General features: G+C 49.8%; 15 protein-coding genes, 3 tRNA genes and 1 rRNA gene. 18 read left to right on the forward strand and 1 reads right to left on the reverse strand.

Annotation, left to right across the window (positions count from 1 at the left end; genetic code table 11):
* The 7 genes from C7U56_RS14335 to C7U56_RS15725 form a co-directional block, all read left to right on the forward strand.
* A 23S ribosomal RNA gene (locus tag C7U56_RS14335) occupies positions 1–198 on the forward strand; the annotation flags it as partial.
* 109 nt (positions 199–307) lie between these two features.
* Positions 308–380: transfer RNA gene (locus C7U56_RS14340), tRNA-Asn, on the forward strand.
* Between the two features lie 16 nt (positions 381–396).
* Positions 397–468: transfer RNA gene (locus tag C7U56_RS14345), tRNA-Glu, on the forward strand.
* Between the two features lie 5 nt (positions 469–473).
* Positions 474–544 (forward strand) — tRNA-Cys (locus tag C7U56_RS14350).
* A 204-nt stretch (positions 545–748) separates the two neighbouring features.
* Positions 749–1,135 (forward strand): thioesterase family protein, encoded by a 387-nt coding sequence (locus C7U56_RS14355; RefSeq protein ID WP_022358901.1) that lies wholly within the window; start codon positions 749–751, stop codon positions 1,133–1,135.
* A gap of 153 nt (positions 1,136–1,288) precedes the next feature.
* The gene (locus C7U56_RS14360; RefSeq protein ID WP_107001795.1) at positions 1,289–1,948 is read left to right on the forward strand and encodes a zinc ribbon domain-containing protein; all 660 of its coding nucleotides are present in this window, start codon (positions 1,289–1,291) and stop codon (positions 1,946–1,948) included.
* Positions 1,949–2,039: 91 nt separating this feature from the next.
* A complete protein-coding gene (locus tag C7U56_RS15725; protein ID WP_107001796.1) occupies positions 2,040–2,243 on the forward strand; it encodes a hypothetical protein in 204 nt (67 codons plus the stop codon).
* On the opposite strand, the gene C7U56_RS14370 is transcribed toward C7U56_RS15725, so the two are convergent.
* Positions 2,220–3,584, reverse strand: a complete 1,365-nt coding sequence (locus C7U56_RS14370) for an MATE family efflux transporter (RefSeq protein WP_107001797.1) — start codon at positions 3,582–3,584, stop codon at positions 2,220–2,222. The genes C7U56_RS15725 and C7U56_RS14370 overlap by 24 nt on opposite strands.
* Positions 3,585–3,912: 328 nt before the next feature.
* On the opposite strand from C7U56_RS14370, the gene C7U56_RS16250 reads away from it, so the two are divergent.
* The 11 genes from C7U56_RS16250 to hydE all read left to right on the forward strand — a co-directional run bounded on the left by C7U56_RS16250 (position 3,913) and on the right by hydE (position 13,071).
* Positions 3,913–5,967, forward strand: coding sequence for a GNAT family N-acetyltransferase (locus C7U56_RS16250; protein WP_107001798.1), 2,055 nt, complete (start codon positions 3,913–3,915; stop codon positions 5,965–5,967).
* 102 nt (positions 5,968–6,069) lie between these two features.
* A complete protein-coding gene (locus C7U56_RS14380) occupies positions 6,070–6,792 on the forward strand; it encodes an NAD-dependent protein deacylase (RefSeq protein WP_107001799.1) in 723 nt (240 codons plus the stop codon).
* A gap of 23 nt (positions 6,793–6,815) precedes the next feature.
* Positions 6,816–7,010, forward strand: a complete 195-nt coding sequence (locus tag C7U56_RS14385; protein WP_022358896.1) for a DUF951 domain-containing protein — start codon at positions 6,816–6,818, stop codon at positions 7,008–7,010.
* Positions 7,011–7,250: 240 nt separating this feature from the next.
* Positions 7,251–7,538: a 30S ribosomal protein S6 gene (gene rpsF / locus C7U56_RS14390; protein ID WP_107001800.1), complete on the forward strand. Its 288-nt coding sequence runs from the start codon at positions 7,251–7,253 to the stop codon at positions 7,536–7,538.
* Between the two features lie 25 nt (positions 7,539–7,563).
* A complete protein-coding gene (locus tag C7U56_RS14395; protein ID WP_022358894.1) occupies positions 7,564–8,025 on the forward strand; it encodes a single-stranded DNA-binding protein in 462 nt (153 codons plus the stop codon).
* A 77-nt stretch (positions 8,026–8,102) separates the two neighbouring features.
* The gene (gene rpsR / locus C7U56_RS14400; RefSeq protein ID WP_022358893.1) at positions 8,103–8,369 is read left to right on the forward strand and encodes a 30S ribosomal protein S18; all 267 of its coding nucleotides are present in this window, start codon (positions 8,103–8,105) and stop codon (positions 8,367–8,369) included.
* Positions 8,370–8,659: 290 nt separating this feature from the next.
* Positions 8,660–9,517 (forward strand): amino acid ABC transporter substrate-binding protein, encoded by an 858-nt coding sequence (locus C7U56_RS14405; protein ID WP_107001801.1) that lies wholly within the window; start codon positions 8,660–8,662, stop codon positions 9,515–9,517.
* A gap of 199 nt (positions 9,518–9,716) precedes the next feature.
* Complete coding sequence (locus tag C7U56_RS14410) at positions 9,717–10,367, forward strand: amino acid ABC transporter permease (protein WP_333489850.1); 651 nt, start codon at positions 9,717–9,719, stop codon at positions 10,365–10,367.
* A gap of 20 nt (positions 10,368–10,387) precedes the next feature.
* Complete coding sequence (locus C7U56_RS14415; RefSeq protein ID WP_022358890.1) at positions 10,388–11,152, forward strand: amino acid ABC transporter ATP-binding protein; 765 nt, start codon at positions 10,388–10,390, stop codon at positions 11,150–11,152.
* Between the two features lie 506 nt (positions 11,153–11,658).
* Positions 11,659–11,925: a TM1266 family iron-only hydrogenase system putative regulator gene (locus C7U56_RS14420; RefSeq protein ID WP_022358889.1), complete on the forward strand. Its 267-nt coding sequence runs from the start codon at positions 11,659–11,661 to the stop codon at positions 11,923–11,925.
* 15 nt (positions 11,926–11,940) lie between these two features.
* Positions 11,941–13,071: a [FeFe] hydrogenase H-cluster radical SAM maturase HydE gene (hydE, locus tag C7U56_RS14425; protein WP_107001802.1), complete on the forward strand. Its 1,131-nt coding sequence runs from the start codon at positions 11,941–11,943 to the stop codon at positions 13,069–13,071.
* Positions 13,072–13,183: the final 112 nt, after the last annotated feature.

Here is a 13,183-nt window from a genome sequence, read left to right on the forward strand (position 1 = left end):
CTATCAAGTTCATGGCAGAGTAGCCAAGCCGGGACGGGATAAACGCTGAAGGCATCTAAGCGTGAAGCCCCCCTCAAGATGAGATATCCCATACGCAAGTAGTAAGACCCCTTGAAGACGACGAGGTAGATAGGGCAGAGGTGGAAGCGTAGTAATACGTGAAGCTGACTGTTACTAATCGGTCGAGGGCTTAACCAAAAGGATATGGTTAAGAATTGGATAGGTAAGAGGAAGTTATTTCCTGAAGGATGAAAGATAGAGAGTAGAAGAAATTCAGTGTGCAGTTTTGAAGGTATATACCTTTTATTCCTCGATAGCTCAGTCGGTAGAGCACGCGGCTGTTAACCGCGCTGTCGTAGGTTCGAGTCCTACTCGGGGAGTTTTAATTTAATATCTGGCCCCATGGTCAAGCGGTTAAGACATCGCCCTTTCACGGCGGTAACACGAGTTCGAATCTCGTTGGGGTCATTTATGGCGACATAGCCAAGTGGTAAGGCGTGGGTCTGCAACACCCTGATCACCAGTTCAAATCTGGTTGTCGCCTCTGAGGAATCATCGAAAGATGGTTCCTTTTTTTATGCCTGAAAAGCCGTATTTTACAAGGATTTTCGGGATTTCAACTGTGTGATTCGCTGTAAAGTAAGATGCGCTATCCGATTTTCACATCTTCTGCTATAATAGAATCATTCACGAAACGGCATTTTAAATAGCCGCAACAAAATTATTTTATAATATGGAGGAAGCGAAAATGGCAGAAAAATTACAGGAATACAGCCTGACCTGGGAAGTAACGGATGAGATGACGGCAAAGCGAATCGGAAGCGCAGGTTCCCAAATTTTGTCTACTCCGAATATGGTGGCCCTGATGGAGGCGGCAGCGCTGGAACTGGCGAAATCGTATCTGGAGGAAGGACAGACGACGGTCGGAGCGGAGATTCACTGCCGCCATCTGGCGCCGACGCCGGTGGGAATGAAGGTAACAGCGACTGCAAAACTCCGCAGCATTGAGCGCCGGAAAATGTGGTTTGATATTGAAGTAAACGATGAGAAGGGCAAATGCGGCGAAGGGTCCCATCTGCGGATCATGGTAAATTCAAAGGCGATGAGCGACAAGGCTGCGAGCAAGGCGGAATAAGGAGTATCAGGTTTAAGTATCATGCGTGGATTTTGCCGTTCTGGAATAAGGGGGAGCGGCAAAATCAGCTTGTGGTATGCCATGCGTGTGAATAGAGATAAAGAAAAGTGACTGGTCACGTGTGTGTGCAGTAACATAGAAAGAGAGGCAGCGGTGCGGACAGAAACGATAGGGTGGATCATTGGCATTTTGATTGCGGCAGCGCTTGTCTGGTGGATTTACCGCAAAATAAAGAGGAAAATACGGCAGCTGGCGAGTACGCCGGAGGTACAGGTGTTTCGGTATGTGGCAAAGCATTTATCGGAAGGTGATTTGACGCAGCCAGACGCATCCAAACCGCGTTCGCTGGCGGGAATGGACCGGCTGTGCCTGCCGCAGATTGCAAAAGATTTCCCGGAGTTTAACTGGAGCGAGTGGAAGACTCAGATCGAGACAGAATTGAGAAAAAAACTGGAAAAAGAGTATCAGAAGGTACATATCCACCGGACGGTCATCAGCCGCTATCAGAAGGAAAAAGGACTCTGCCGGATTCTGTGTGAGTCGGCGGTCGAGTATGAGGAAATGACTGAATATGAGAAAACGCCTGAGATGCAGTCAGAACTGCATTCGAATCTGATTCAGACAGTTTATGAGACGGAACTGGTGTATGTCTATGAGGATGCGAAAACAGCAGGGGCAGCGGTTTCGCTTATCTGTCCAAACTGCGGTGCACCGATTCAGAAGCTGGGGTTGAAAAAGTGTGAATATTGTGGTTCCGTGCTGGAAGTCCAGAATAAGAAGGCGTGGAGACTGCTGGAGATGCGGGAAAAGTAAGCGGGTGATCTCACGGTAGAATCCGGTGATGGGGAGAGAATGCTCCCAGATAAATTGCAGAAGAGTTTTATATGGGGGCAGGAGCTTCCTGATGGCTGCCGCGAAAGCGGACAACCATGCAGGTAGTTTCCTGCCATTTGTCTGTGCCCGGAACGGAGGGAGCTTTCAGCGAAATGCCGACACCAACCGTTCCAAGCCAGACCGCTGTTTCCGTCAGAGGCTTGTTGAACTGGCGGATGGAAGTTTTAAGATCCAGATGGGAATGCAGCATTTATTCTGTTTCAACTGGATGTAAATTCATAACCAGCTTTTCCGGATGCCGCCTAATCCACCGCAATGCAATCAGGCAGATGGCAACGGAGATGAGAGATCCGATCGGCGCTGCGAGTCCCATCGGATACAGTGTTTCTGGGAAATAGCGGCAGGCAAGCCATGCCAGCGGGATGCGCGCTACCACGATCGAGATGCAGTTGTGCAGGAACGACAGCCCGGACAGTCCGCAGGCGCAGAAGAAACCGCTGCAGCAGAAATGGATACCGGCGATCATGCAGTCCAGCACATAGCTCTTCATATACTGGGTTCCGAGCCGGACAACCTCTGCCTCATCAGTAAAGAGGGAGACGGCGGCACCGGCAGCAAACTGCATGGCGATTGCGATGATCAGCCCGAAAGAAAATGTGATGCAGATCGCGTAGCGCAGCGTCTGACGGGCACGCTCAGGTTTTCCGGCACCCAGATTTTGAGCGGAGAGGGCGGAAACCGTGGAGAGAAGCGAGGATGGAACCAGAAACAGGATTCCGATCAGCTTTTCAACGATTCCGACCGCCGCCGCATCATTTAATCCGCGCTGGTTGGCAAACATGGTAATAACCAGAAAAGAAACCTGTATAAAGCCGTCCTGAACTGCAACTGGGATTCCGACCTGCAGGATGGAGGCTATGGTAGTCTTATGTGGATGGAGGTCACGGAGACGAAAACCCGGAAACATCCGTTTTTTAATGATTACGACCAGGGCGATCAGGACACTGCACATCTGTGACAGGGTCGTGCCGAGCGCCGCGCCGGACGGACCGAGCGAAAACACGCCCATTAAAAGGTAATCAAGCGCAATATTGATAATACAGGCGATTGCAACGAAATACATCGGACTTTTGGAGTCTCCCATGCCGCGGAAAATAGAGCTGATGATATTGTAGGCGGTGATGAACGGGATGCCGGCAAAGCAGATCATCAGATATGCCGCGGTGCCGTTTACCGCTTCCTCCGGGACAGACAGCAGCCTGATAATGCCGTGAACCGTCGTCAGCAGAAGTCCGGTCAGAAGAATGGACAGACCTGCAAATAAGGAAATCGTGTTACCGATGCCGCGCGCCGCAAGCTTCCGGTCACCCGCGCCGACCGCGCGTCCGATGAGAACTGTTGCGCCCATCGCCAGACCAACGATCATAACCGTCAGCATATGCATGACCTGACTGCCGACCGAGACCGCCGTCGTCCCATCCACGCCTCCAAACTGCCCGATAATAAACAGATCCGCCATGCCGTAGAGTGTCTGCAAAAAATAAGATAACAAATATGGCAGGGAGAAATAGATAACTGTTTTCAGCACACTGCCGGAGGTGAGATTCTTTTCCATGAATAAATCCTCGTCTTTCTGGTAAAAATAGATGACTCTGCCGTCGGCTGTCAGAAAGAAAACGCCGCAGAAATCATCTTCTGAGTATAGTTTATCAGAAATAACTATAATGTCTACAATAATTATGGAGTCAAGGAAAGAAAATCCTTGTTTTTAAGTAGGAAATTTGTGGTATAATATGAGCACTTAGCGAGGTGTTTTCGAGCTTAGTGCGAGTCATACCTAAATACTTAATGAAGCAGAGCCAAAGGCGATAGCTGAATTTAGTATTTATGGTATAATATGAGAAGGCAAATAAAACCCACTTTGATTTTACACAGGAGGTTTCATGAGTTTAGAGTTTAAAAAAATTGAAGTTAACAGTATCCAGGAGATGCTTCCGTTTTACGCGATGCGCCACAATATGACGTGCGACAGCGTATTTCTGGAGAGCTATGTCTGGAAAGATTATTATAATGTCCGTTATGCAATCTGGGAAAATAAGGCGCTTTTATGGCTGATGGAGAATGAAGGACGTTGTTTTTCCGCGATGCCGCTGTGCCGGGAGGAAGACCTGCCGGGGGCGTTTGCGGCGATTGAGGAGTATTTTAATGAAGAACTGGGATATCCGCTGGTTATCAATCTGGCGGATGAGTATGCAGTGAAATATTTAAATCTGCCGGAGGACAAATATCTGGTGGAAGAGCAGGTCGATTCGAGGGATTATCTCTACAACGGAGATGCGATGCGTTCCCTGGCGGGAAAGAAACTGCATAAGAAGAAAAACCGCGTCAACGCATTTAAGCGCGAATATGAGGGGCGCTATGAGTACCGCCGTCTGTGCTGTTCGGACAGCCACGATGTCTGGGTTTTTCTGGACCGCTGGAGACAGCAGAAGGGCGAGGAGGTCGAGGAACATCTCGATTATGAGGTAAAGGGCATTCACGATATTCTGAAAAACTGTTCAGAATTCAGTATCCACATGGGCGGCGTGTATATCGACGGTCAGATGGAGGCATTTACGATCGGAAGCTACAATCCGGTGGAACATATGGCGGTTATCCATATTGAGAAGGCAAACCCGGAGATCAACGGTCTGTACCAGTTTATCAACCAACAGTTCCTGATAGAGGAATTTCCTGAGGCTGAGTGGGTCAACCGCGAGGACGATATGGGCTTAGAGGGACTCCGGAAGGCGAAAATGACGTATTATCCGGCGGATTATGCACGCAAATATCTGGTAGAACAGCTGTTAAACGGCAGCAAGGGCTATCACTGGGCGGAGCAGATCGCCAATACGACGGCGGGAAGTGTGCTGACGTATCTGGATGCGGAGGATAAGGACGAGACGAAGCATCTCTGGCATATGTGTTTCCCGGAAGATTCGGAGAGTTTTATCGAGTATTATTATAAGGAAAAGACGAAGGATAACGAGATTCTGGTGAAAAAGGATAATGGACTTCTGATTTCGATGGTGCAGTACAATCCGTATGCGGTGAAGCTGCGTGGACGTCTCTGGAAGCTCGATTATCTGGTCGGGGTGGCGACCGAGGAGAGCCGCCGCCGCGAAGGACATTTCCGGGACGTATTTGTGAAAATGCTTCACGACGAGGAGGCAGCCGGAAAGCCGATCACGTATCTGGTTCCGGTCAACCCGGCTGTGTATGCGCCGATGGGATTTACCTTCATCGGAAATGTGGCATCCTATGAGCTGACCGAGGAGGCGAAAAAGACGCTGACGCGCACGGTGTGTCAGGATACGCCGGAGGACTGCGGGCGGGCTGCTGTCTATATGGAACAGTGGCTGGGCGCACGGTATGAGATGTATACGCGCCGGGATGCGGCGTATGTGAGCCGTCTCATCAAGGAGCTGGCTTCTGAAAATGGCACGTTGGAATTCCTGGAACAGGACGGCAGGCTGGTTGGCCTGGATGCCTACTGGGGCTGGGAAGTCCGTGAACACCGGCTTTTGTATGCGGAGGACGCATACACGGTCAAGACGGGCGAGAAGCCGTGGAATATGGCGCGCCTGACGAATATCGGGGCGCTGCTGGCGGCATTTGGCTTAAAACAGGCAGAGCAGCAGGGAGAAGAAAAACGTATGCTCACACTGGGCATCCGTATGAATGATTCGATTCTGGAAATGAACAACGGTGAGTTTGTCTGGACGATTGGGGAGACAGGTTCCAGCCTGAAGGCGCGGAAACCGGAGCCGGATACCTGCGGCTGCACGGAAAATGTTTCCATATGGCTGGAGACGAAGCCGGAAGAGCTGGTGAGCTGGCTGTTTGGCTGCCGGAAAGCGGAAGAAATCTGGGGTGGACAGCTTGAAAATAAGGGGCTGGCAGAGATTCTGGCACAGGTGGATACGGTGAACGGCGTGTATCTGGATGAGATTGTGTAGAGTGCGTGCTGTAATTGTATAGGATAGAGAATATGCTGATTTTATGTAAACTAATAGCAACCGCTTTTATGTTTTCAGAAAAAGGAGAGGAGAGTGCGTCAGATGGGAGAGACAGACACATTAAAAAAATGGATTAATGAGTCAAATTATATTGTATTTTTTGGCGGGGCGGGTGTTTCGACCGAGAGCAATATCCCGGATTTTAGAAGCACGGACGGGCTGTACCATCAGGAGTATGACTATCCGCCGGAAACGATTTTAAGCCACAGCTTTTATATAAGAAAGCCAGAGGAATTTTACCGGTTTTACCGCAATAAGATGCTGTTCCCGAATGCAAAGCCGAACCGGGCGCATTTGGCGCTGGCGAAGCTGGAGCAGGAAGGAAAGCTGAAAGCGGTCATTACCCAGAATATCGACGGGCTGCACCAGGCAGCAGGCAGCAAAGAGGTGCTGGAGCTGCATGGATCGGTGCTCCGCAACCATTGTACGCGCTGTGGCAGGTTTTACGGATTGGATGATATTTTGAAAATGAAGGGCGTGCCGAAATGTGGCTGCGGCGGCGTGATCAAGCCGGATGTCGTGCTGTATGAGGAAGGACTGGACAATGAGGTAATTGAGCGGTCAATTGCCCATATCCGCAAGGCAGATATGCTGATCATCGGCGGCACCTCGCTGGTGGTGTACCCGGCAGCGGGGCTGATTGATTATTATCATGGAAATAAACTGGTTCTGATCAATAAATCAGCGACCTCGCGCGATGGTCAGGCGGATCTGGTTATCAGCGACAGCATCGGGAAGGTGCTGGGGGACGCGGTCGGAGTATAAGGTAGTAACAGGGGAGAGAGGAAATGGTATACGAGGTTGGAGATATTGTAAAACTCAAAAAGCCGCACCCGTGCGGCAGCCATGAGTGGGAGATCCTGCGGGTCGGCGCGGATTTCCGTTTGAAATGTGCCGGCTGCGGGCATCAGGTGATGATGGCACGACCATTGGTAGAAAAGAGTACCAGAGGACTGAAAAAAGCGGGAGAGAAGTCCGAATAAGAGCGGCGGGTGGGCGTACAGATGCAGGCAGCTTCATGATCTGGCAGTCAGTAAAAGAATGCAGTAAGAAGGGGCAGAAAGCCCGGAAAAAACGAGAAAATTTACATAGAAAATCTCGAAAAAGTGCTTGCCAAGCCGTTCCTTTTTTGGTATCATAGATATTCGGTAATATATAACACAAAAATCCTTACTCCCTGCTGGAGTCAGGGGGTCAGTGACCACAAGGAGGTAAGAAAGAGCATGAACAAATATGAATTAGCAGTTGTTCTTAGCGCAAAACTCGAGGACGAAGAGAGAGCCGCAGCGATGGAGAAAGTAACAGGTTACATCACACGTTTCGGCGGTACAGTAACTGACATTGATGAATGGGGCAAGAAGAGACTTGCTTACGAGATTCAGAAAATGAAAGAAGGATTCTACTACTTCGTACATTTCGAGTCTGATTCCGTATGCCCGAATGAGGTGGAGAACCACATCCGCATCATGGAGCCGGTTATCAGATACTTATGCGTAAGACAGGATGCGTAAGAGTAGATAAAGAAAGAGTGATCGTATGAATAAAGTAATTCTGATGGGCAGATTAACGAGAGATCCGGAAGTGAGATACTCTCAGGGCGAGAGAGCTATGGCAATCGCCAGATACACGCTGGCAGTAGACCGCAGAGGCCGCAGAGGCGGAAACGGAGACGACAGCGCACAGACAGCGGATTTCATTCCGTGTGTTGCATTTGACAGAGCAGGCGAATTCGCTGAGAAGTATTTTCATCAGGGAACCAAGCTCGTAGTAACCGGAAGAATTCAGACTGGCAGCTATACCAATCGTGACGGCCAGAAAGTATATACGACAGAAGTGATTGTAGAGGATCAGGAATTTGCAGAGAGCAAGAATGCGGCATCTGGCAACAGCGACGGCGGTTACCGTCCGGCAGAGCGCCCGGCTCCGTCCAGCGCAATCGGCGATGGATTCATGAATATTCCTGATGGAGTAGAAGACGAAGGCCTTCCGTTCAACTAGGTTCGGGAATCGGTCCCCCGGCGGACGGAGTGCGCGAGAGCGCCATCAGGCTGATGTGTGTGAAGGAGGAAAGACCAATGGCATTCAATAAAGGCGATAAAACAGACGCTTCCAAGATCAGAAGAGGCGGTATGCGTAGAAGAAAAAAAGTTTGTGTATTCTGCGGCGAGAAGAACGGCGAAATCGATTACAAAGATACAAATAAATTAAAGAGATACGTATCCGAGAGAGGAAAAATCCTTCCGAGACGTATCACTGGCAACTGTGCTAAACATCAGAGAGCTCTGACTGTAGCTATCAAGAGAGCAAGACATCTGTCCCTGATGCCGTATGTTTGCGAGTAATCCTTGTAAAATAAGGGTTTTTTAAGGGTAAAAGAAGATTTTTACTCAAATTTCACTCAATTATTGAGGATAAAAATGATTGGGATTCCATGTGAGAGATCATGTGGGATCCCTTTTTGTATAATAGGAAATTCCATGGAATTCCCTATTACACAAAAAGACAGATTTCAAAAATAAGTGCTTTACAAAGACGCTTTAGTATGCTAATATGGTAGCATATTAAAAAGCGAGACGGAAACCGGCAAAGGGAGAACGGCTTCCACTGTCTGAAAATGAGGAGGACACTAATTATGAAAAAGAGATTTGTGAGCGCAGCGCTGGCTGCAGTAATGGCACTTTCCATGACCGCATGTGGCAGCAGCAACAGCGCAGCAGAGACAACCGCAGCAGACACAGAGGCGGCTGAGAGCCAGGCAGAGGAAACCACCGCAGAAGAGGCGAAGACAACCGACGGCGGCACTCTGATTGTTGGTTTTGATCAGGATTTCCCGCCGATGGGATTTGTAGGCGATGACGGCGAGTACACCGGATTTGACCTGGAACTGGCACAGGAAGTTGCAAAACGTCTGGGTCTGGAATATAAGGCACAGCCGATTGCCTGGGATTCTAAAGATATGGAGCTTGAGTCCGGCAATATCGACTGCATCTGGAATGGATTTACGATGACGGGTCGTGAGGATGATTACACCTGGACTGAGCCGTACATGGCAAACCAGCAGGTATTTGTCGTAGCCAATGATTCGGATATCAGCAGCCAGGCGGATCTGGCAGGCAAGATCGTAGAGGTTCAGGCAGATTCTTCCGCAGAGGCAGCTTTAAAAGAGGCACCGGAACTGACCGCTACTTTCAAGGAGCTTCTGACAACCGCTGATTACAACACCGCATTCATGGATCTGGAGCAGGGCGCCGTTGATGCCATTGCGATGGACGTAATCGTAGCAGGCTATCAGATTCAGCAGAGAAACGCTGATTTCAAGATTCTGGACGATTCCCTTTCTGAGGAAGAATACGGCGTAGGCTTCAAGAAGGGCAACACCGAGTTAAGAGATAAAGTTCAGAGCACTCTGGAAGAGATGGCAGAGGATGGAACCTTACAGGAAGTTTCTGAGAAATGGTTTAGCAAAGACGTAACTACCATCGGCAAATAGTAATTAATCGTTGATTGTAAAAACGAAACATTATTAAATAATAGGAATAGGGACGGCTGTGAATGATTTCATGGCAGTCCCCATTCGCGGTTTATGTGTTTAACTGTGAAGTCACAGCACATTCCGTTACCGGGCACGTATGCGTGAACAGTAACGAATCTACATTTTAGAAAGCAGGTATGGGATAATTATGGGTAAGATGACACTCCAGCAGATGATTACACAGCTTGCGGGTGGTATGGCAGTCAGCACACAGATTTTTGTGATCACACTGCTATTTTCACTTCCGTTAGGACTCGTGATCGCGTTCGGGCGTATGTCGAAGAACAAGCTGATCCAGACGATTGTAAAAGTATATATTTCGATTATGCGAGGCACACCGCTGATGCTGCAGCTGATGGTGGTGTATTTTGGACCGTATTATCTGTTCCGCATCAAAGTCGGCAGCAGTTACCGTCTGTGGGCTACCTTCATCGGTTTTGTCATTAACTATGCGGCATATTTTGCCGAGATTTACCGCAGCGGCATCCAGTCGATGCCGGTCGGACAGTATGAGGCAGCGGAGATTCTGGGTTATGGAAAGGCACAGACCTTCTTCAAGATCATCCTGCCGCAGGTAATCAAGCGGATTCTTCCGTCGGTGACGAATGAGGTCATCACGCTGGTAAAAGATACGTCTCTGGCGTTTACGTTGAGCGTGGCGGAGATGTTCTCAATCGCCAAGGCGCTGGCGGCATCCCAGACGAATATGATGCCGTTTGTAGCAGCAGCCGTCTTTTACTACATTTTCAATCTGGTTGTGGCAGTTGCAATGGAATGGATTGAGAAAAAGCTGGATTATTACCGATAGAAGCGGGAGGAATGTGGAAAATGAACTTGTTAGAATTAAATCATGTGGAAAAATCATTCGGCGATCTGTCGGTTTTAAAGGATATTTCACTGAGTGTGAGCGAGGGCGAGATCGTGTCCATCATCGGACCGTCCGGTTCGGGTAAATCGACGCTTCTGCGCTGCGCGACGATGCTGGAGACGATGGATCACGGCGAGATCGTATATTTAGGAAAGAGAGCAGCCTGGACGGGCGCGGATGGCAAGGTCAGCTATGCGGATAAGAAGGACATGAAGGAGATCCGCAGCCAGTACGGTCTGGTATTCCAGAATTTTAACCTGTTTCCGCACTATTCTGTGCTGAAAAATATCACAGACGCGCCGATCCATGTGCAGAAGCGCGACAAGGAGACGGTTTATAAAGAGGCGCGCGAGCTTCTGAAAAAAATGGGTCTGGAGGATAAGGAGGACTATTATCCGTACCAGCTCTCCGGCGGTCAGTGCCAGCGTGTGGCGATCGCCCGTGCATTGGCACTGAATCCGAAGATTCTGTTTTTCGACGAGCCGACCTCCGCACTGGATCCGGAGCTGACGGGAGAAGTATTGAAGGTTATTAAGTCGTTAGCGGATCTGCACATCGCGATGGTGATTGTTACCCATGAGATGGCGTTTGCGAAAGATATCTCCCACCGCGTGATCTTCATGGCAGACGGACTCATCGTCGAGGAGGGCGCGCCGGAGAAGGTGTTTGCTTCGGATAATGAGAGAACGAAGAGCTTTTTGGGACGGTATGGGAAGATTCTGTAAGAAATAATTAGGAAAATGGAAGATGGGCGTTGCTGGTTTTGGAGTGGAAAATCGGCGACGCCCGTTTTTTATGGGGAAGCATTTTATGGGGAAGCATATAAGTGTTATTTGCAATTTTACAGTAAATGTGATACGCTTTTATCAAGTATTCCGATTTGCGAGGCAGTAGATACCTTTCAAAAAGGAATGGAACAGAAATAATCGAGTGTTCCGGCGATGCTGGAAGTGGTGAAAAGCGATGCTGACGTTTGAGACGGGTCTTGAAGGAAAGGGGAGCGGTTCATGGAGATTCGTATACCCTTTTTGAGATGGATGGAGTCCGCGTCTGCGCGGGCTCTTTTTGATCCATTTGCTCTATAGAAAGGCGGGGCTGGAAAAAGTGGTGCCTGTGGATGGAAGATTTTGCAGGACAGGATCGCAGCATGGTTTTTAGCAGAGATATTTGAAATGGTATCTGTTGTAGAGAAAAATTTGGACAGATAAACAGGAAGATATGAGGGAAAAACATGGAGACAGAATCAAGAGTTGCCGTGATCGGTATTGTGGTCGATCAGACGGGAGATACGGAAGAGTTGAATAAGGTGCTGCACCAGTACGGGCAGTATATCGTAGGGCGGATGGGGATTCCTTACCACAAACGGAACGTGAATATTATCAGCGTCGTGATTGACGCGCCGGGTGATGTGATCAGTGCGCTGTCCGGGAAGCTGGGGATGCTGCGGGGGATTTCTTCGAAGGCGCTGTATTCGAAGGCACCGGAAGCACAGGAATGAAAACGAGGTGGCGGAATGGCAGATTTTACACGCGCGGGACTTCGACCGTCTGACTGGTGGCGGGAGGCGGTCCGTCCAGGCGCTGAACAGATAGAAACGATTACAGAATTAAAGAGATTGATTGACCGTCTGGAAGCGGGGGAGTCCCTGACGGAGGATGAGTGGGTCAGTCTGATCGAGGGACGTTCACCGGAGCTGGCGGACTACCTCTTTGAAAAAGCGCGCTGCATCCGGGAAAGAGAGTACGGAAAAGCGGTGTATGTGCGGGGACTCATTGAGTGCAGCAATTATTGCAAAAACGACTGTCTTTATTGCGGCATCCGGAGGAGCAACCGAAATGCAAGCCGGTACCGCCTGAGTCGGGAGGAGATTCTTTCCTGCTGTGAGAATGGTTATCAGCTGGGATTCCGCACCTTTGTTTTGCAGGGCGGTGAGGATCCGGCGATGACGGATGACTGGGTGATGGAGATGGTGCAGGCGATCCGGGCAGGATTTCCAGATTGTGCGATTACTTTGTCGCTCGGAGAAAAGAAGTATGATACGTTGAAACGCTGGAAAGAGGCAGGGGCGGACCGGTATCTGCTGCGCCATGAGACGGCGGACGCGTGCCATTACGCGAGCCTGCATCCGGCAGAGATGTCATTTGAACACCGGATGCAGTGCCTGCGTGATTTAAAGGCGCTTGGTTATCAGACCGGATGCGGTTTTATGGTCGGTTCGCCGCACCAGACGACGCACTGTCTGGCGAGAGATATGCGTTTTATCGAAGAACTGGATCCGGAAATGGTGGGAATCGGTCCGTTTATTCCGCAGCACGACACTCCGTTTGGCGGGGAGGCAGCAGGAACGTTGGAAGAGACACTGTTTCTTTTAGGGCTGCTTCGCCTGCTGAAGCCGAAAGTGCTGCTTCCGGCGACGACGGCGCTCGGAACGATTCACCCGATGGGGCGCGAACTGGGAATTCTGGCAGGCGGAAACGTCGTGATGCCGAACCTGTCTCCGGTCGGGGTGCGCGCCAAATATATGCTTTATGACAATAAAATCTGCACGGGAGACGAGGCGGCGGAGTGCGTCAGCTGCATGAAGCGGCGCATGGAAAGCATCGGGTACGAGGTAGTCGTCGACCGGGGAGATTATAAGGGGTAAAAGCCTGCAATTTGGTTTGTTGGCATCGAAAGATGCTTACAGATAAATAAACTGACGGGGAAGGACGCGATTGGCGGCTGGTTATGCGGGCATTTTTGAAATTGAAAATGCC

It is taken from the genome of Clostridium fessum (genome assembly GCF_003024715.1).
GTDB lineage: Bacteria > Bacillota > Clostridia > Lachnospirales > Lachnospiraceae > Otoolea > Otoolea fessa.